Source organism: Streptomyces sp. NPDC051133 (genome assembly GCF_040682635.1).
Taxonomy (GTDB): domain Bacteria; phylum Actinomycetota; class Actinomycetes; order Streptomycetales; family Streptomycetaceae; genus Streptomyces.
The window spans coordinates 130,833-148,628 of record NZ_JBFBBK010000013.1 but is presented as its reverse complement, the minus strand read 5'-3'; the positions used below and the strand labels follow the sequence as shown (position 1 = coordinate 148,628).

General features: G+C 71.0%; 16 protein-coding genes. 9 read left to right on the top strand and 7 right to left on the bottom strand.

Going from position 1 to position 17,796, the window contains the following annotated elements:
- Positions 1 to 85: 85 nt before the first annotated feature.
- Both AB0N17_RS16105 and AB0N17_RS16100 read right to left on the bottom strand, forming a co-directional pair.
- Positions 86 to 1,315 carry a DUF349 domain-containing protein gene (locus AB0N17_RS16105; RefSeq protein ID WP_366011936.1) on the bottom strand — a complete coding sequence of 410 codons (1,230 nt, stop codon included), beginning with the start codon at positions 1,313 to 1,315 and terminating at the stop codon, positions 86 to 88.
- A gap of 152 nt (positions 1,316 to 1,467) precedes the next feature.
- Positions 1,468 to 2,298 carry a peptidylprolyl isomerase gene (locus AB0N17_RS16100; RefSeq protein WP_366011935.1) on the bottom strand — a complete coding sequence of 277 codons (831 nt, stop codon included), beginning with the start codon at positions 2,296 to 2,298 and terminating at the stop codon, positions 1,468 to 1,470.
- 169 nt (positions 2,299 to 2,467) lie between these two features.
- Between AB0N17_RS16100 and AB0N17_RS16095 the strand changes: the two genes are divergently transcribed.
- Together AB0N17_RS16095 and hisS are read left to right on the top strand one after the other, a co-directional pair.
- A complete protein-coding gene (locus AB0N17_RS16095) occupies positions 2,468 to 3,187 on the top strand; it encodes an MBL fold metallo-hydrolase (protein ID WP_366011934.1) in 720 nt (239 codons plus the stop codon).
- Between the two features lie 11 nt (positions 3,188 to 3,198).
- The gene (gene hisS, locus AB0N17_RS16090) at positions 3,199 to 4,461 is read left to right on the top strand and encodes a histidine--tRNA ligase (protein WP_366011933.1); all 1,263 of its coding nucleotides are present in this window, start codon (positions 3,199 to 3,201) and stop codon (positions 4,459 to 4,461) included.
- A 262-nt stretch (positions 4,462 to 4,723) separates the two neighbouring features.
- On the opposite strand, the gene AB0N17_RS16085 is transcribed toward hisS, so the two are convergent.
- The 4 genes from AB0N17_RS16085 to AB0N17_RS16070 are packed head-to-tail and all read right to left on the bottom strand — an operon-like array spanning position 4,724 to position 8,293.
- Positions 4,724 to 5,353 (bottom strand): response regulator transcription factor, encoded by a 630-nt coding sequence (locus AB0N17_RS16085; protein ID WP_366011932.1) that lies wholly within the window; start codon positions 5,351 to 5,353, stop codon positions 4,724 to 4,726.
- Positions 5,350 to 6,588, bottom strand: coding sequence for a sensor histidine kinase (locus AB0N17_RS16080; protein WP_366011931.1), 1,239 nt, complete (start codon positions 6,586 to 6,588; stop codon positions 5,350 to 5,352). The genes AB0N17_RS16085 and AB0N17_RS16080 overlap by 4 nt, the downstream gene beginning before the upstream one ends.
- Positions 6,585 to 7,430 carry an ABC transporter permease gene (locus tag AB0N17_RS16075; protein WP_366011930.1) on the bottom strand — a complete coding sequence of 282 codons (846 nt, stop codon included), beginning with the start codon at positions 7,428 to 7,430 and terminating at the stop codon, positions 6,585 to 6,587. Before AB0N17_RS16075 ends, AB0N17_RS16080 begins: the two co-directional genes overlap by 4 nt.
- Entirely contained in the window at positions 7,427 to 8,293 is an 867-nt protein-coding gene (locus AB0N17_RS16070; RefSeq protein ID WP_366011929.1) for an ABC transporter ATP-binding protein, read from the bottom strand. The genes AB0N17_RS16075 and AB0N17_RS16070 overlap by 4 nt, the downstream gene beginning before the upstream one ends.
- 145 nt (positions 8,294 to 8,438) lie before the next feature.
- Here AB0N17_RS16070 and AB0N17_RS16065 point away from each other — a divergent pair, with 145 nt between their 5' ends.
- From AB0N17_RS16065 to rpsD, 3 genes are all read left to right on the top strand, one after another.
- Complete coding sequence (locus AB0N17_RS16065) at positions 8,439 to 9,095, top strand: vitamin K epoxide reductase family protein (protein WP_366011928.1); 657 nt, start codon at positions 8,439 to 8,441, stop codon at positions 9,093 to 9,095.
- Positions 9,096 to 9,142: 47 nt separating this feature from the next.
- On the top strand, positions 9,143 to 10,498 hold the full coding sequence (locus AB0N17_RS16060; RefSeq protein ID WP_366011927.1) for a replication-associated recombination protein A: 1,356 nt from the start codon (positions 9,143 to 9,145) through the stop codon (positions 10,496 to 10,498).
- Positions 10,499 to 10,802: 304 nt separating this feature from the next.
- A complete protein-coding gene (gene rpsD / locus AB0N17_RS16055; RefSeq protein ID WP_031161776.1) occupies positions 10,803 to 11,417 on the top strand; it encodes a 30S ribosomal protein S4 in 615 nt (204 codons plus the stop codon).
- 21 nt (positions 11,418 to 11,438) lie between these two features.
- Here rpsD and AB0N17_RS16050 read toward each other — a convergent pair whose 3' ends face one another.
- Positions 11,439 to 13,589, bottom strand: a complete 2,151-nt coding sequence (locus AB0N17_RS16050) for a regulator (RefSeq protein WP_366011926.1) — start codon at positions 13,587 to 13,589, stop codon at positions 11,439 to 11,441.
- Positions 13,590 to 13,745: 156 nt separating this feature from the next.
- On the opposite strand from AB0N17_RS16050, the gene AB0N17_RS16045 reads away from it, so the two are divergent.
- Genes AB0N17_RS16045 through ruvX form a run of 4 tightly spaced genes read left to right on the top strand, consistent with a single transcriptional unit; the run spans position 13,746 to position 17,718 of the window.
- Complete coding sequence (locus tag AB0N17_RS16045) at positions 13,746 to 14,180, top strand: DUF948 domain-containing protein (RefSeq protein WP_366011925.1); 435 nt, start codon at positions 13,746 to 13,748, stop codon at positions 14,178 to 14,180.
- A gap of 16 nt (positions 14,181 to 14,196) precedes the next feature.
- A complete protein-coding gene (locus AB0N17_RS16040; RefSeq protein ID WP_366011924.1) occupies positions 14,197 to 14,544 on the top strand; it encodes a hypothetical protein in 348 nt (115 codons plus the stop codon).
- Positions 14,544 to 17,216, top strand: coding sequence for an alanine--tRNA ligase (alaS, locus tag AB0N17_RS16035; protein ID WP_366011923.1), 2,673 nt, complete (start codon positions 14,544 to 14,546; stop codon positions 17,214 to 17,216). Before AB0N17_RS16040 ends, alaS begins: the two co-directional genes overlap by 1 nt.
- Positions 17,217 to 17,253: 37 nt before the next feature.
- The gene (gene ruvX, locus AB0N17_RS16030; protein ID WP_366011922.1) at positions 17,254 to 17,718 is read left to right on the top strand and encodes a Holliday junction resolvase RuvX; all 465 of its coding nucleotides are present in this window, start codon (positions 17,254 to 17,256) and stop codon (positions 17,716 to 17,718) included.
- Positions 17,719 to 17,796: the final 78 nt, after the last annotated feature.

Here is a 17,796-nt window from a genome sequence, read left to right as displayed (position 1 = left end):
CCGGCATCACGGCACCCGCATCACGGGCACCGAAAGGGCCCCGTACGCGCGCGTACGGGGCCCTTTCACACACTTGGCGGGGGAATCAGCCGCCGAACTCCTGCAGACCCTTCAGAGCCTGGTCCAGAAGCGCCTGGCGGCCCTCCAGCTCCCGCTCCAGCTTGTCGGCCTTGGCGTTGTTGCCCTGGCCGCGCGCCTGCTCGATCTGCGTCCGCAGCTTGTCCACTGCGGCCTGCAGCTGACCGGTCAGACCCTCGGCACGCGCGCGTGCCTCCGGGTTCGTCCGGCGCCACTCGGCCTCCTCGGCCTCCTGGATCGCCCGCTCGACCGTGTGCATCCGGCCCTCGACCTTCGGGCGCGCGTCCCGCGGGACGTGGCCGATGGCCTCCCAGCGCTCGTTGATCGACCGGAAGGCGGCCCGGGCGGACTTCAGGTCACCGATCGGCAGGAGCTTCTCGGCCTCCCCGGCCAGCTCCTCCTTCAGCTTGAGGTTCTCCGACTGCTCCGCGTCCCGCTCGGCGAACACCGAGCTGCGGGCGGCGAAGAAGACGTCCTGGGCGCCGCGGAAGCGGTTCCACAGGTCGTCCTCGTGCTCGCGCTGGGCACGGCCGGCGGCCTTCCAGTCGGCCATCAGCTCGCGGTAGCGGGCCGCCGTCGGACCCCAGTCCGTGGAACCCGACAGCGCCTCGGCCTCGGCGACCAGCCGCTCCTTGGTCCTGCGGGCCTCCTCGCGCTGCGCGTCCAGCTGCGCGAAGTGCGCCTTGCGCCGCTTGGAGAACGCCGAGCGGGCGTGCGAGAAGCGGTGCCACAGCTCGTCGTCGGACTTGCGGTCCAGACGCGGCAGCCCCTTCCACGTGTCCACCAGCGCGCGCAGCCGCTCGCCGGCCGCCCGCCACTGGTCGGACTGCGCCAGCTGCTCGGCCTCGGTGACCAGGTCCTCCTTGGCCTGGCGGGCCTCGTCGGACTGCTTGGCCCGCTGCGCCTTGCGCTCCTCACGGCGCGCCTCGACCGTCTGCACCAGCTTGTCCAGCCGGGTACGCAGCGCGGCCAGGTCGCCGACCGCGTGGTGCGCCTCGACCTGCTCGCGCAGATGGTCGATCGCGGTCTGGGCGTCCTTCGCCGACAGGTCGGTGGTCTGCACTCGCTTCTCGAGGAGGCCGATCTCGACAACCAGGCCCTCGTACTTGCGCTCGAAGTAGGCCAGCGCCTCCTCAGGGGAGCCGGCCGCCCAGGATCCGACGACCTGCTCGCCGTCGGCCGTACGCACGTACACGGTCCCCGTCTCGTCGACGCGGCCCCACGGGTCGCTGCTCACAGCGCCTCCTCCACATGATGCCTGCGGGGCCTCAAGCCCCCGGGCATCGTCCACAGTTTCGTCACCGCCAACATAGGCGACCAGCGGGTTGCCTGTCCGCATCCAGCGCGACCGAAATTCCGCAGGCCCCCGTCCCGGGCTTCAGGACCGCGTCAGGACTTCGTCACCGTCGCTTTGTTGATCACCACGGTCGCGTTCGGCGCGGTGTTCTGCGTGGTCGGGTCGGCCGGCTGGGCACCGGCCGCGGCGATCTTCTGCAGCACCTTCATGCCCGCGCCCGAAATGGTGCCGAACGGAGCGTAGTTGGGCGGCAACGGGCTGTTCTTGTACACCAGGAAGAACTGGCTGCCGCCGGTGTGCTTCTGGCCGGTGTTGGCCATCGCCACCGTGCCCGCCGGGTACGTGTTGCCCTTCAGGCTCGCGTCCTTCAGGTTTTCGTCCGGAATGGTGTAGCCCGGCCCGCCCATCCCGGTGCCCTGCGGGTCACCGCACTGCAGCACGTAGATGCCGGTCGTGGTCAGGCGGTGGCACTTGGTGTGGTCGAAGAAGCCCTTGCCCGCGAGGAAGTTGAACGAGTTCACCGTGTGCGGGGCCGCCGCCGTCTTCAGGGCGATGTCGATGTCACCGCACGTCGTCGCCAGCTTCATCGTGTACGACGCCGACGTGTCGATCGACATCGCCGGCTCCTTCTTCCAGCTCAGCTTCTTCGCCGAGCCCGCCGCCGGCTTCGCGCACGGGTCCGGGGCCTTGCTGGTCGGCGAGGCGCTGGGCGTGGTCTCGGCGCTCGCGTTCGCCTTCTTGTCGTCCTTCTTGAACGCGTCGGTCGTGTACAGCACGACACTGCCGATCACGATCACGCCCAGTACCGACGCGATCACGGAGTTGCGCATGCGGGCCTTGCGCCGCGACTCGGTGCGCCGCTGCTGCTGCCGCAAGAACTTCTCCCGGGCGAGCTGACGCCGCCGCTGCTCCTGGCTGACCACCGGGTTCTCTCCTCATGCGTGTCGTGTGTCGGGCGGTACGCGTGCGTGCTCGTGATCCGACCACTGCGTGTAGCCCCGTACCGTATATGGGTTCGCTGAGGAAACGGCAGCGCCGGTAGGCTCTGACTGCGGCTGAAGCCGCCCATAGTCGACACAACGAAGGACGATCGTGCTCATTGCCGGGTTCCCCGCCGGGGCCTGGGGGACGAACTGCTATCTCGTCGCCCCCGCCGCCGGTGAGGAGTGCGTGATCATCGACCCCGGCCACCAGGCCGCCCAAGGTGTCGAGGAAACGCTGAAGAAGCATCGGCTCAAGCCCGTCGCCGTCGTCCTCACGCACGGCCACATCGATCACGTGGCCTCGGTCGTCCCGGTCTGCGGCGCACACGACGTACCGGCCTGGATCCACCCCGAGGACCGGTACATGATGAGCGACCCCGAGAAGGGGATCGGCCGGTCCATCGGCATGCCGCTGATGGGCGAGCTGACCGTGGGAGAGCCGGACGACGTCAGGGAGCTGACGAACGGCGCCGCCCTGGAGCTGGCGGGCCTGGAGTTCTCCGTCGCGCACGCGCCGGGCCATACCAAGGGGTCGGTGACCTTCCGGATGCCCGAGACCGCCGACATCCCGTCGGTGTTCTTCTCCGGGGATCTGCTGTTCGCCGGCTCCATCGGACGCACCGATCTGCCGGGCGGATCCATGGAGGACATGCTCGAGTCGCTGGCCCGCGTGTGCCTGCCGCTCGACGACTCCACCGTGGTGCTGTCCGGCCACGGCCCCCAGACGACCATCGGCCAGGAGCGCACCGCCAACCCGTATCTGCGGCAAGTCGCCGCGGGCCCCCAAGGTCACAGCGTGGATGCCGACGCTCCCCGACGAGGAATGTGACGAGAGATTCCGTGAGCACTTTCAAGGCCCCCAAGGGCACGTACGACCTGCTGCCGCCGGACAGCGCCAAGTTCCTGGCCGTCCGCGAGGCGATCGCCGCGCCCCTCAGGAGCTCCGGCTACGGCTACATCGAGACGCCCGGTTTCGAGAACGTGGAGCTGTTCGCGCGCGGCGTCGGTGAGTCCACCGACATCGTGACGAAGGAGATGTACGTCTTCGAGACCAAGGGCGGCGACAGGCTGGCCCTGCGTCCGGAGACGACCGCCCCCGTGCTGCGCGCGGTCCTGGAGGCGAACCTCCACAAGACGGGCAACCTCCCGGTGAAGGTCTGGTACTCGGGCTCGCAGTACCGCTACGAGCGCCCGCAGAAGGGCCGCTACCGGCACTTCTCCCAGGTCGGCGCCGAGGCGATCGGCGCCGAGGACCCGGCGCTCGACGCCGAGCTGATCATCCTGGCCGACCAGGCGTACCGCTCGCTGGGCCTCAGCGACTTCCGGATCCTGCTGAACAGCCTGGGCGACAAGGAGTGCCGGCCGGTGTACCGGGCCGCGCTGCAGGACTTCCTGCGCGGCCTGGACCTGGACGAGGACACGCTGCGCCGCTCGGAGATCAACCCGCTCCGCGTCCTCGACGACAAGCGCGAGTCGGTCCAGAAGCAGCTCACCGGTGTCCCGCTGCTGCGCGACTACCTGTGCGACGCCTGCAAGGCGTACCACGAGGAGGTCCGCGAGCTGATCACCGCGGCGGGCGTGAGCTTCGAGGACGACCCGAAGCTGGTGCGCGGCCTGGACTACTACACCCGCACCACCTTCGAGTTCGTGCACGACGGTCTGGGCTCGCAGTCCGCGGTGGGCGGCGGCGGCCGCTACGACGGCCTGTCCGAGATGATCGGCGGCCCCGCGCTGCCGTCGGTCGGCTGGGCCCTCGGTGTCGACCGCACCGTCCTCGCGCTGGAGGCGGAGGGCGTGGAGCTGGACATCCCGTCCACCACGTCGGTCTACGCCGTCCCGCTCGGCGAGGAGGCCCGCCGCGTGCTCTTCGCCAAGGTCACCGAGCTGCGCAAGGTCGGCATCTCGGCGGACTTCAGCTACGGCGGCAAGGGCCTGAAGGGCGCCATGAAGAACGCCAACCGCAGCGGCGCCCGCTACACGATCGTCGCCGGCGAGCGCGACCTCGCCGAGGGCGTCGTCCAGCTCAAGGACATGGACTCCGGCGAGCAGACGGCGATCGGCGTCAACGAGATCGTGGCCGAGCTGGAGTCCCGTCTCGGCTAGCAGGCACAGCTGAGAAGGGCGCCCGGACATCCCGGGCGCCCTTCTCATTGCTCCAGCAGCCCGTGTCGCATCGCGCTGGTCACTGCGGCCGTGCGGTCGTCCACGCCGAGTTTGGTGAAGATGCGCAGCAGGTGGGTCTTCACCGTCGACTCCCCGATGCTGTGTCGATATGCGGCTGCCGCCGCGTGGCCTGCGGCCTGTTCGGGGTGCGAGCGGTTCGTGCCACGTCGCGTCGGCCGCGGCGGGTGTCCGGTCGTGCCCGTCAGGAGTGCTCCAGCAGCCCGTGCCGCATCGCGCTGGTCACTGCGGCCGTGCGGTCGTCCACGCCGAGTTTGGTGAAGATGCGCAGCAGGTGGGTCTTCACCGTCGACTCCCCGATGAAGAGTCTCCGGCCGATCTCCGCGTTGGTGCAGCCCTCGGCCACCAGGCGCAGTACCGCCGTCTCGCGGGCGGACAGCCGGGGGCGTTCCGGCTTGGTGCGGAGCTGGTCCATCAGGCGGGTCGCCACCGACGGGGCCAGCACCGTCTCGCCGCGGGCGGCCGCCCGCACCGCGTCCGCGAGTTCCCGGCGGGGCAGGTCCTTCAGCAGATAGCCCGCCGCGCCCGCCTCCACCGCCCGCAGGATGTCCCGGTCCGTCTCGTACGTGGTCAGCACGACCACCCGGCACGGCAGCCCGGCCGCGGTCATCCGCACGATGGAGTCCACGCCCCCGCCGCCCGGCATCCGCAGGTCCATCAGCACGATGTGCGGGCGCAGTTCGGCCGCCATCGCCTCCGCCTGCGGCCCACTGGCCGCGTCGCCGACCACCTCCAGGTCCTCCTCGGCGCTCAGCATCGCGCGCAGTCCCTCCCGTACGACGGGGTGGTCGTCGGCGAGGACGATCCGGATCACGGGCTCTCACTCCTCACGGCGCAGGCCACGGCGGAAAGCGGGGCGGATGCCGCGGCGGCGGGGACGGGCAGGCGCACGGTCACCGTCGTACCGTCGCCGGGTCCGCTGCGGACGGCCACGCTGCCGCCCACCTCGGCGGCCCGCGCGCGCAGCCCCGCGAGACCGTATCCACTCGACTCGGCGGCCGGGTCGAAACCGCAGCCGTCGTCGTGGACACAGAGGGTCAGCATGTCGCCGGCGTAGCCGAGGTGAACCCCGATCCGCGTCGAACTCCCGGCATGCTTACGGGCGTTGGTCAGCGCCTCCTGGCAGGCGCGCAGGGCCACCACCTCCACGCCCGCCGGGAGCGTGCGCACCGGGCCGGTCACCTCCAGTGCCGCGCCCTGCCGTGCGGTCAGCCGGTCCAGCGCGTCCGGGAGGCTGGCGCCCGCCAGGTCGGCGGGTGCACCGCCGGCGACCAGGGCGCGCGCCTCGGCGAGGTTGCGGCGAGCGGTGTCCTCCATCAGTGCCAGGTGGCGGCGGGCCTCGGCGGGATCGGCGTCCAGTTCCGCGTCCACGGCCTGGACGAGCATCAGCAGGCTGGTGAAGCCCTGCGCGAGGGTGTCGTGGATCTCCCGTGCCAGCCGCTCGCGTTCGGTGAGCGCCCCGTGCGCGGCCGACAGCCGTGCGACCTCGTGCCGGCTGGTGTCCAACTCGGCGATCAGTTCGGCCCGTTCCGTGCTCTGCTCGATGATCCGGATGATCCAGGCGCCGACCACCCCGGAGAACACCAGACAGACCACGGCGAACAGGGCGTCGGCGAACAGGTCCTCGGCTCCCGGCCGCCACAGCAGCGCCCAGCCGGCGACCGGCACCAGGTTGATCAGGGCCACGGCCACCAGCGCGCCCCGCATGCGCAGGGTCATGAAGCACTGCGGGACCAGCGCGAACGAGACCAGCCGGGTCTCGCCCGCCAGGACCGCCGACGGCAGGAACAGCGCCAGTGTTCCGGCCAGGTACCACAGGGCCCGGCGTCCGCCCGGGGGGTCCTCCGCGAGCACCCGGCGGCCGAACGCCGTGTACCAGGGCACCAGCGGCACGAGCAGCCCGGCCGCCACCGCGCGCACCGGCCACGGCGGATGCTCCGCGCCGAGGACGAGGGCCAGCGTGGCCGCCCACGCGACGGCGAAGTACACGTCCCAGAGCCGGATCGTGCGGTCCCAGGCGTCGACGCCCCGGGCGCGGCCGCTCGTCATCCGTCGCGCCGGTTCTTCCACCGGAAGGTCAGCAAGCACAGCACCAATCCTCCGACGCACCACGCGCCCAGCACCATCGCGATCCGCCCGAACTCCCAGGCGTGCGCCTGCTCCAGGACTTTCGCCGAGTCCGGCAGGAACACGCCCCGCAGGCCCTGACACAGCCACTTCAGCGGGAACAGGGCGCCGATGTCGAGCATCCAGCCGGGAACGGCGTCGATGGCGATGTACACACCGGAGACGAACTGGAGCAGCAGGAAGGGCAGGACGACGACGCTGCCGGCGCTCTTCGCCGACCTGGGCACCGAGCTGATCGCGATGCCCAGCAACGCGCAGGCGGTCAGGCCCAGCACGAAGATCCACGCGAAGTCGAACCAGCGGCCGGGGTCGGACGGCAGGTGCACGCCGTAGAACGCCGTGCCGACGGCCAGCAGGATCGCGGTCTCCAGCACACCGGTGAACAGAACCAGCCAGATCTTGCCCAGGAAGTAGGCCGCAGGTGGCATGGGGGTGCCCCGCAGCCGGCGCAGCGCCTTCTCGTCCCGCTCGACGGCGATGGAGATGCCGAGCGACTGGAAACTCGTCGACATGATCCCGGAGGCCGTCATCGCGGGCACGTACAGCTGGGAGGCGGTGATCCCGGTGCCGCGGACGCCGCCGCGGAAGATCGACGCGAACAGGAACAGGAACACCACGGGGAAGGCGAAGGTGAACACCACCTGCTCGCGCTGCCGGAAGAATTGCCTGATCTCCATGCCGCCCCGCAGCAGCCCCAGCGACCAGGCGCCGGGGAGGGCCGCGGCGGACGGCCGGGCGGTGGCGCGCACGGCGGTCGTGGTCATCGCACGGCCTCCTGTCCGGTCAGGCGGAGGTAGACGTCCTCCAGGGTGGGACGGGTCACGGTCAGTCCGGGTATCTCGCCGTCGAAGCGGCTCATCAGCGCGCCGACGGTGCGGGTCGGCGTGGCGGTGCGCTCCGCGCGCGGGGAGCCGTCGGGCTCGGTCCAGGAGACGGTGGCCTCACCGCCGTGCCGCAGGCGCAGGCCGGCGGGGCTGCCCTCGGCGACGACCCGCCCCTGGGCGACGACCGCGAGCCGGCCCGCGAGCGCCTCGGCCTCCTCCAGGTAGTGGGTGGTCAGCAGGATCGTGGTGCCCTCGTCGGCGAGCAGCCGGATCAGGTCCCAGAACCGGTGCCGGGCGGCCGGGTCGAAGCCGGTGGTGGGTTCGTCGAGGAGCAGCAGGTCGGGGTCGCCGATCACGCCGAGCGCCACGTCCAGGCGGCGCCGCTGGCCGCCGGACAGGCCCTTGATCCTGCTGTCCGCCTTCGCCTGCAGACCGACCAGCCGGATGACCTCCTCCGGGTCGCGCGGGCGGGGGTAGTAGCGGGCGAAGTGCCGTACCGTCTCGCGGACCGTCAACTCGGCGGGTGCCGATTCGTCCTGCCAGACGATCCCCACACGGGATCTCCACGCGCGCGTGGCGGTCGCCGGATCCGCGCCGAGGACGGACACCTCACCCCCGTCCCGGGACCGGTTGCCCTGGAGGATCTCCACCGTGGTGCTCTTGCCCGCGCCGTTGGGTCCGAGCAGGCCGAACACCTCACCCCGCCGGATTCCGAGGTCGAGGCCGTCCACCGCGGTCACGTCCCCGTAGCGCTTGCACAGCCCCCGGACGTCCACCGCGAGGTCGTTCGCGTGTGTTGTCATGCCCTTGAGCATCGGCCGGAACCGAACGATCCGTGACCACCGTGCGTACCTCCTTATGTCCTCCGAACGGTGGACACACGGGTGCGTGCGGCACAATGAGGCGTGCCCGAAGATGGTCCAACTCTCAAGTGACGGAATCGGCGTGATGAGCAAGACGACAGTCAACGACGTCTCCACGGAGTCCGATCCCGAGCGTGCCGTCGGCGCCCCGCGCCTGGTGGGCGGGAGCCGTGCCTTCGCCCTGCTGCTGGTGATCACCGGCGCCGCCGGACTGCTGGCCGCCTGGGTCATCACGCTCGACAAGAACAAGATCCTCGAAGCGAAGATCGCCGGCAAGACGTTCACACCGGGATGCAGCGTCAACCCGATCGTGTCCTGCGGCAGCGTGATGGAGAGCAAGCAGGCGACGGCCTTCGGCTTCCCGAACCCCTGGCTCGGCCTGGTCTGCTACGGCATCGTCATCTGCGTCGGCATGAGCCTGCTGGCCCGCGCCCGCTTCCCGCGCTGGTACTGGCTGACCTTCAACTTCGGCACGCTCTTCGGCGTCGCCTTCGTCACCTGGCTGCAGTTCCAGTCCCTGTACCGGATCAACGCGCTGTGCCTGTGGTGCTCGCTGGCCTGGGTCGCCACGATCACCATGTTCTGGTACGTGACCTCGTCCAACATCCGCAACGACTTCCTGCCCGCGCCGGGCTGGCTCAAGCGGTTCCTCGCCGAGTTCACCTGGGTCGTCCCGGTCACCCACTGCGGCGTCATCGCCATGCTGATCCTGACCCGCTGGGGCAGCCAGCTCTGGGCCTGAGCCCGGGCCCGGCCGGATTGTCAGTGCGGTGATTTAAGGTTTTGGACGTGGAACCCGACCTGTTCACCGCCGCAGCAGAAGAACGCCAGGAGAAGGACCCGGCAGCGAGTCCCCTGGCGGTGCGGATGCGCCCGCGCACCCTGGACGAGGTGGTGGGCCAGCAGCATCTGCTGGGCCCCGGCTCCCCGCTGCGCCGGCTGGTCGGCGAGGGCGCCGCGGGTCCCGCCGGCCCGTCCTCGGTGATCCTCTGGGGCCCGCCCGGCACCGGCAAGACCACCCTGGCCTACGTGGTCTCCAAGGCGACGAACAAGCGGTTCGTGGAGCTGTCCGCGATCACGGCGGGCGTCAAGGAGGTCCGCGCGGTCATCGACGGCGCCCGCCGCGCCACCGGCGGCTTCGGCAAGGAGACCGTCCTCTTCCTGGACGAGATCCACCGCTTCAGCAAGGCCCAGCAGGACTCCCTGCTCCCCGCCGTCGAGAACCGCTGGGTCACCCTGATCGCGGCCACGACGGAGAACCCGTACTTCTCGGTGATCTCCCCGCTGCTCTCCCGCTCCCTCCTGCTCACCCTCGAACCGCTCACCGGCGACGACATCCGGGGCCTGCTGAAGCGGGCGCTCACCGACGAGCGCGGCCTGAAGGACGCCGTCACCCTCCCCGAGGACACCGAGGAGCACCTGCTGCGCATCGCCGGCGGTGACGCCCGACGCGCCCTCACCGCCCTCGAGGCCGCCGCCGGAGCCGCCCTCGACAAGGGCGAGAGCGCAATCGGCCTGGAGACCCTGGAGCAGACCGTCGACCGGGCCGCGGTGAAGTACGACCGCGACGGCGACCAGCACTACGACGTGGCCAGCGCCCTGATCAAGTCCATCCGCGGCTCCGACGTGGACGCCGCCCTGCACTACCTGGCCCGCATGATCGAGGCCGGCGAGGACCCGCGCTTCATCGCCCGCCGCCTGATGATCTCCGCCAGCGAGGACATCGGGCTGGCCGACCCGGGCGCCCTGCCGATCGCGGTCGCCGCCGCGCAGGCCGTCGCCATGATCGGCTTCCCCGAGGCCGCCCTCACCCTCAGCCACGCCACGATCGCCCTGGCCCTCGCCCCCAAGTCCAACTCGGCCACGACCGCGATCGGGGCCGCGCGGGAGGACGTGCGCAAGGGCCTGGCCGGACCGGTCCCGCCCCATCTGCGCGACGGGCACTACCAGGGCGCGGCCGCACTCGGCCACGCGCAGGGGTACGTGTACCCGCACGACCTGCCCGAGGGCATCGCCGAGCAGCAGTACGCCCCGGACGCCCTGAAGGACCGCGAGTACTACACGCCGGGCCGGCACGGTGCCGAGGCCCGCTACGCCGACGCGGTCGAGTGGACCAGGAAGCACCTCGGTCGCAAGCGCTCCTGAGCACCCTGTAGACTGCCCCGAAGTGCTGAGTCCCGTGCTGTCAGAGCGGGACAGCCAGCCGGAGACCCGATCCCCCGGGATCGGCTCCAGGAGCGTCGCGCACCGTCGAACGGTGTCGCGGGCAGCCCACCACCACCCGGAGTTCCGGGAGCGGTCGGTGGGCCACTCGCGTGCTGCACGTATGTGCCCAGACCAGGGAAGCGGCTGCCCGGCAGGTCCCCAGTGGACCGGCGGGTTTTCCCGGCTGCGGATGCGACCTCCCACAACACTGACGAGCCGAACCCTACGAAAGAGATCAGAGACAGTGGCGAACCAGTCCCGCCCCAAGGTCAAGAAGTCGCGTGCCCTCGGCATCGCGCTGACCCCGAAGGCCGTCAAGTACTTCGAGGCCCGCCCCTACCCGCCGGGTGAGCACGGCCGCGGCCGCAAGCAGAACTCGGACTACAAGGTCCGTCTGCTGGAGAAGCAGCGCCTGCGCGCTCAGTACGACATCTCCGAGCGCCAGCTGGTCCGCGCCTACGAGCGTGCGTCCAAGGTTCAGGGCAAGACCGGTGAGGCCCTGATCGTGGAGCTCGAGCGCCGTCTCGACGCCCTGGTCCTGCGTTCGGGCATCGCCCGCACCATCTACCAGGCCCGTCAGATGGTCGTCCACGGCCACATCCAGGTCAACGGCCAGAAGGTCGACAAGCCGTCCTTCCGCGTCCGCCCGGACGACGTCGTGCAGGTCCGCGACCGCTCCAAGGAGAAGACGCTCTTCACGATCGCCCGCGAGGGTGGCTTCGCCCCCGAGGGTGAGACCCCGCGCTACCTGCAGGTGAACCTCAAGGCCCTGGCGTTCCGCCTGGACCGCGAGCCGAACCGCAAGGAGATCCCGGTGATCTGCGACGAGCAGCTCGTCGTCGAGTACTACGCCCGCTGATCCCAGCCCCGGCGCAGCCACTCAGCCCGCCGTCTCCCCGCCCTTCCGGGTGGGCGAGGCGGCGGGTTCGCGCTTTCCGGGCCGGGCGGGCCGCCCCGGCCCACGTGGCGCCGGCAGCGCCGAGAGCGTACGCACGTCGTTGCCGAGGGCCCGGGCCACCGCCGCCTCCCGGTCCAGCCGCGCCCCCTCCCGCGCGCACTCCTCGTACCGCCCGTCGCCCAGCGCCTCCCGCGCCGTCGCCTCGCACAGCTCGTGCGGCGCGTTGTAGTAGGCCGAGCCGAACAGCGGCAGCCCCACCGACGGCCACAGCCGGCCCGCCGCGCCCTGCAGCAGCGCCGCCTCGGCCGGGTCCCCCTGGGTGGCCGTCACCAGCGCCAGCAGCTCGATCGACAGCACCGTGCCGAGCAGGTCGCTGAAGGCGTGCGCGTTGTCGAGACAGTCCGCGAGCAGCTCCCGCGCGCCCGCCGGGTCCCCGTCCCGCCAGGCCGCGTACGCCAGCACGTACAGCGCGTACGACCGGGCCCAGCGCTCCCCGTGGTCCTCGCACACCTGGCGCACGTCCTCGCACAGCCGCACCGCGTCGGGCAGGTCCCCCTGGAAGGCCCTCGTCATCGCCAGCTCGACCTGCCCCATCAGCACATTGCTGTTGAGCTCGCCGATCTCCCGGTAACGGTCCAGCGCCGAACGCAGCAGCGTTTCCGCACGGGCCATGTCATCGGTGACCAGGGCCAGACAGCCGGCGCGGTGCTCCGCGTAGGCCACCGCCGTCGCGTCCGCGGCCCGCTCCGCCTGCTCCCGGCACTCCCGCAGCGCGACCAGCGCCGGCACGGTGTCGCCCTGCAGGATCGCCACGTAGCCGAGCACCCACAGCGCCTTCAGCCGCGACTGCTCGTACTCCGACTCCAGTTCCACGCTGCGCTCCAGCCAGCGCCGCCCCTCCGCCAGCCGCCCGCAGCCCACCCAGCAGAACCACAGCGAACCCGCCAGGTACTGGCCGAGATGCGCCTCGTCCGGCTCGGTCAGACAGAACTCCAGCGCGTCCCGCAGATTCGGCAGCTCGGCCTCCACACGCCGGGCCACCTCGCGCTGCCGGGGCGAGAACCAGTCCAGCTCGCACAGGGTGGCCAGCCCCAGGTACCAGTCCCGGTGCCGTCGGTGCAGGCGGTCCGCGTCCCCGGTCGCCTCCAGCCAGTCCGCGCCGTAGGCCCGGACGGTGTCCAGCATCCGGTAGCGGGGCCCCGTCGCGGACTCCTCGCGGGAGACGACCGACTGGGCGAGCAGCTCCGACAGCACGTCCAGCACGTCCTCCGCCGGCAGCCCCTCCCCGCTGCACACGTACTCGGCCGCCTCCAGGTCGAAGGTCTGCGCGAACACCGAAAGACGCGACCACAGCAGCCGCTCGGCGGGCGTGCACAGCTCGTGGCTCCAGCCGATCGCCGTACGCAGCGTCTGGTGCCGGGGCAGGGCGTCCCGGCCGCCGCCGGTCAGCAGCCGGAAGCGGTCGTCGAGCCGCTGCGCGAGCTGGGCGGGCGACAGGGCCCGCAGCCGCCCGGCCGCCAGCTCCACCGCCAGCGGAATCCCCTCCAGCCGGCCGCACAGCTCCCGCACCTCCGGGCCGTCGGACACCTCCAGGCCCTGCTCCCGTGCCCGGTCGGTGAACAGCTCCACCGCCTCGTCCTCGCCGAGCGGCGCCAGCGGGAACAGCCGCTCGCCCGCGAGCCCCAGCGGACGCCGGCCCACCGCCAGCACCCGCAACCGCGGCAGCTTGCGCAGCAGCTCCGCGGTCAGTTCGGCACACGCCTCCACCAGGTGCTCGAACCCGTCCAGCACCAGCAGCACCCGGCGGCCGGCGAGATGCTCCAGCAGCAACTCGCGGGGCCCGCGGGTGGTGTGGTCCGTCAGCCCGAGCGCCTCCATGACCGCGTACTCCACGAACTGCGGATCGCGCACCGGCGCCAGCTCCACCAGCCCGCGGGAGGCACCCGGTCCCGCGGCGACCCGCGCGGCCAGCCGGGACTTGCCGACCCCGCCGACTCCGGTCACGGTCACCAGCCGGGCCCGGCCGAGCGCCGCCGTCAGCCCGGCCAGTTCGGCCGAGCGCCCGACGAAGGTGGTGAGTTCCAGGGGCGGATCGCCGCCGGGGGAGGGGTCTGGGCGCTGAGGACCTCGCATGGGACACGGAGCGTACTGAAGCGTGTTCAATCCGTACAATCGCTTCCCGCAACTCCACCGCTGACGCCCGCTAATCCGGTACGGAGCCTCCGCCCCGGCGCGATAGGCTCGGTGCACGACTTTTTCGATGTTCTTCAGGCACGTTTCAGGGAGCGGGTGCGCACAGTGTCCGGTGGAGAGGTGGCCGGGATCCTGGTGGCCGTCTTCTGGGCGATCCTGGTCTCCTTCCTCGCCGTCGCCCTGGTGAGGCTGGCCCAGACGCTCAAGGCGACCACCAAACTCGTGGCGGACGTGACCGACCAGGCCGTCCCGTTGCTGGCCGACGCCTCGCAGGCGGTGCGCTCCGCGCAGACCCAGATCGACCGGGTCGACGCGATCGCCTCCGACGTCCAGGAGGTCACGTCGAACGCCTCGGCGCTGTCGACGACCGTCGCCTCCACCTTCGGCGGCCCGCTGGTCAAGGTCGCGGCCTTCGGCTACGGCGTCCGCCGGGCGCTCGGCGGCCGCAAGGAGGACGTGCCTGCCAAGTCGCCCCGGCGTACCGTGATCGTGGGCCGCACGGTCCCCGCCGCACGACGCAAGCGGAAGTAAGGACTGAGACCGAGCGATGTTCCGCCGTACGTTCTGGTTCAGCACCGGCGTCGCCGCCGGGGTGTGGGCCACCGCCAAGGTCAACCGCAAGCTCAGGCAACTGACCCCGGAGAGCCTCGCCGCGACCGCGGCCAACAAGGCCCTGGAGACCGGTCAGCGGCTGAAGGACCGCGCGGTGGGCTTCGCGCTCGACGTCCGCGACAACATGGCGCAGCGGGAGGCCGAGCTGGGGGAGGCCCTCGGCATCCACGAGGACCCGGAACTCCCCGCACCCCGGCGGTACGCCGTCATCGAGAACAACCGCAGCAACCCGAAGTACATCGAGAACACGACGTACTCGTACAACCGGAATGAGGACCACTGATGGAGTCGGCCGAGATTCGCCGCCGCTGGCTGAGCTTCTACGAGGAGCGCGGGCACACCGTCGTGCCTTCGGCGTCGCTCATCGCGGACGACCCGACTCTGCTCCTCGTCCCCGCCGGCATGGTGCCCTTCAAGCCCTACTTCCTGGGTGAGGTCAAGCCTCCGTTCCAGCGCGCCACCAGCGTGCAGAAGTGCGTGCGCACGCCCGACATCGAAGAGGTCGGCAAGACCACGCGCCACGGCACGTTCTTCCAGATGTGCGGCAACTTCTCCTTCGGCGACTACTTCAAGGAAGGCGCCATCAAGTACGCCTGGGAGCTGCTCACCACGCCCCAGGACAAGGGCGGTTACGGCCTGGATCCCGAGCGCCTGTGGATCACCGTCTACAAGGACGACGACGAGGCCGAGCGCATCTGGCACGAGGTCGTCGGCGTGCCGAAGGAGCGCATCCAGCGCCTCGGCATGAAGGACAACTACTGGTCCATGGGCGTCCCCGGCCCCTGTGGCCCCTGCTCCGAGATCAACTACGACCGCGGCCCCGAGTTCGGCGTCGAGGGCGGCCCCGCCGTCAACGACGAGCGGTACGTGGAGATCTGGAACCTCGTCTTCATGCAGTACGAGCGGGGCGAGGGCATCGGCAAGGACAACTTCGAGATCCTCGGCGAGCTGCCGAGCAAGAACATCGACACGGGCCTCGGCCTGGAGCGCCTCGCCATGATTCTGCAGGGCGTGCAGAACATGTTCGAGGTCGACACCTCCATGGCCGTCATCAAGAAGGCCACCGAGCTGACCGGCGTGGCCTACGGCGACGCCCACGACTCGGACGTCTCCCTGCGCGTGGTCACCGACCACATGCGCACCTCCGTCATGCTCATCGGCGACGGCGTCACCCCCGGCAACGAGGGCCGCGGCTACGTCCTGCGCCGCATCATGCGCCGCGCCATCCGCAACATGCGCCTGCTCGGCGCCACCGGTCCGGTCGTCAAGGACCTGATCGACACCGTCATCGGCATGATGGGCCAGCAGTACCCCGAGCTGATCACCGACCGCGAGCGCATCGAGAAGGTCGCCCTGGCCGAGGAGAACGCCTTCCTCAAGACGCTGAAGGCCGGCACCAACATCCTCGACACCGCCGTCACCGAGACCAAGCAGTCCGGCGGCACGGTCCTCTCCGGCGACAAGGCGTTCCTGCTCCACGACACCTGGGGCTTCCCGATCGACCTCACCCTCGAGATGGCCGCCGAGCAGGGCCTGGCCGTGGACGAGGACGGCTTCCGCCGCCTGATGCGGGAGCAGCGGGAGCGCGCCAAGGCCGACGCCCAGGCCAAGAAGACCGGCCACGCCGACATGGGCGCCTACCGGGAGATCGCCGACAGCGCCGGCGAGACCGACTTCATCGGCTACAGCGACACCGAGGGCGAGTCGACCATCGTCGGCATCCTCGTCGACGGCGCCTCCTCCCCGGCCGCCACCGAGGGCGACGAGGTCGAGATCGTCCTTGACCGCACCCCGTTCTACGCCGAGGGCGGCGGCCAGATCGGCGACACCGGCCGGATCAAGGTCGACTCCGGTGCCGTCATCGAGATCCGCGACTGCCAGAAGCCGGTCCCGGGCGTGTACGTCCACAAGGGCGTCGTCCAGGTCGGCGAGGTGACCGTCGGTGCCAAGGCGCACGCCTCGATCGACGCCCGCCGCCGCCACGCCATCGCCCGCGCCCACTCGGCCACGCACCTGACCCACCAGGCGCTGCGCGACGCCCTCGGCCCGACGGCCGCCCAGGCCGGTTCCGAGAACCAGCCCGGCCGCTTCCGCTTCGACTTCGGCTCCCCGTCCGCCGTCCCGACGGCCGTGATGACCGATGTCGAGCAGAAGATCAACGAGGTGCTCGCCCGCGACCTCGACGTGCACGCCGAGGTCATGGGCATCGACGAGGCCAAGAAGCAGGGCGCCATCGCCGAGTTCGGCGAGAAGTACGGCGAGCGCGTCCGCGTCGTGACCATCGGCGACTTCTCCAAGGAGCTGTGCGGCGGCACGCACGTGCACAACACCGCCCAGCTGGGTCTGGTGAAGCTGCTCGGCGAGTCCTCCATCGGCTCGGGCGTCCGCCGTATCGAGGCCCTCGTCGGGATGGACGCCTACAACTTCCTCGCCCGCGAGCACACGGTCGTCAACCAGCTGACCGAGCTGCTCAAGGGCCGTTCCGAGGAGCTGCCGGAGAAGGTCTCCGCCATGCTCGGCAAGCTGAAGGACGCCGAGAAGGAGATCGAGAAGTTCCGCGCCGAGAAGGTGCTGCAGGCCGCCGCCGGTCTCGCCGAGTCCGCCAAGGACGTCCGCGGTGTCGCCCTGGTCACCGGCCAGGTCCCGGACGGCACCACCCCGGACGACCTGCGCAAGCTGGTCCTCGACGTGCGTGGCCGCATCCAGGGCGGCCGGGCCGTCGTGGTCGCGCTGTTCACGGTCAGCAACGGCAAGCCGCTCACGGTCATCGCCACCAACGAGGCCGCCCGCGAGCGTGGCCTGAAGGCCGGTGACCTGGTCCGTACCGCCGCCAAGACCCTCGGCGGCGGCGGTGGCGGCAAGCCGGACGTCGCCCAGGGCGGCGGCCAGAACCCGGCCGCCGTCGGCGAGGCCGTCGACGCGGTCGAGCGTCTCGTCGCCGACACGGCCAAGTGACCGCGAAGCCGACGGCTAGGTAAGGAAACGGTCGGAGATGCGCAGAGGACGTCGGCTCGCGATCGACGTCGGGGACGCCCGGATCGGGGTCGCCTCGTGCGACCCCGACGGGATCCTCGCCACCCCGGTGGAGACGGTCCCGGGCCGGGACCTCCCCGCCGCCCACCGCCGCTTGCGGCAACTGGTGGAGGAGTACGAACCGATCGAGGTCGTCGTCGGTCTCCCTCGCTCCCTCAAGGGGGGCGAGGGCCCGGCCGCGGTCAAGGTCCGCGCCTTCGCCCAGGAGTTGGCAGGGGGCATCAGGCCGGTGCCGGTCCGTCTCGTCGACGAGCGGATGACGACCGTGACGGCCAGTCAGGGACTGCGCGCCTCGGGCGTGAAGTCCAAGAAGGGCCGGGCGGTCATCGACCAGGCCGCGGCCGTCATCATCCTGCAGCAGGCCCTGGAATCCGAACGGGTGTCAGGCAATGCACCCGGCGAGGGCGTCGAAGTGGTCATCTGATCGCGATACGGTAACGTTCCGCGCGATGCGCCGGTGTTCGAACAGCCGGGGCACAGCAAGAGGCGGAACGGAAGCCGG

Bases quoted from the DNA above. Each gene is read 5' to 3' on its own strand.
- ruvX (WP_366011922.1), top strand. From the start codon at position 17,254: ATGCGCAGAGGACGTCGGCTCGCGATCGACGTCGGGGACGCCCGGATC.
- AB0N17_RS16065 (WP_366011928.1), top strand. From the start codon at position 8,439: ATGAGCAAGACGACAGTCAACGACGTCTCCACGGAGTCCGATCCCGAG.
- alaS (WP_366011923.1), top strand. From the start codon at position 14,544: ATGGAGTCGGCCGAGATTCGCCGCCGCTGGCTGAGCTTCTACGAGGAG.
- AB0N17_RS16080 (WP_366011931.1), bottom strand. From the start codon at position 6,588: ATGACGAGCGGCCGCGCCCGGGGCGTCGACGCCTGGGACCGCACGATC.
- AB0N17_RS16050 (WP_366011926.1), bottom strand. From the start codon at position 13,589: ATGCGAGGTCCTCAGCGCCCAGACCCCTCCCCCGGCGGCGATCCGCCC.
- AB0N17_RS16070 (WP_366011929.1), bottom strand. From the start codon at position 8,293: ATGACAACACACGCGAACGACCTCGCGGTGGACGTCCGGGGGCTGTGC.
- AB0N17_RS16040 (WP_366011924.1), top strand. From the start codon at position 14,197: ATGTTCCGCCGTACGTTCTGGTTCAGCACCGGCGTCGCCGCCGGGGTG.
- AB0N17_RS16075 (WP_366011930.1), bottom strand. From the start codon at position 7,430: ATGACCACGACCGCCGTGCGCGCCACCGCCCGGCCGTCCGCCGCGGCC.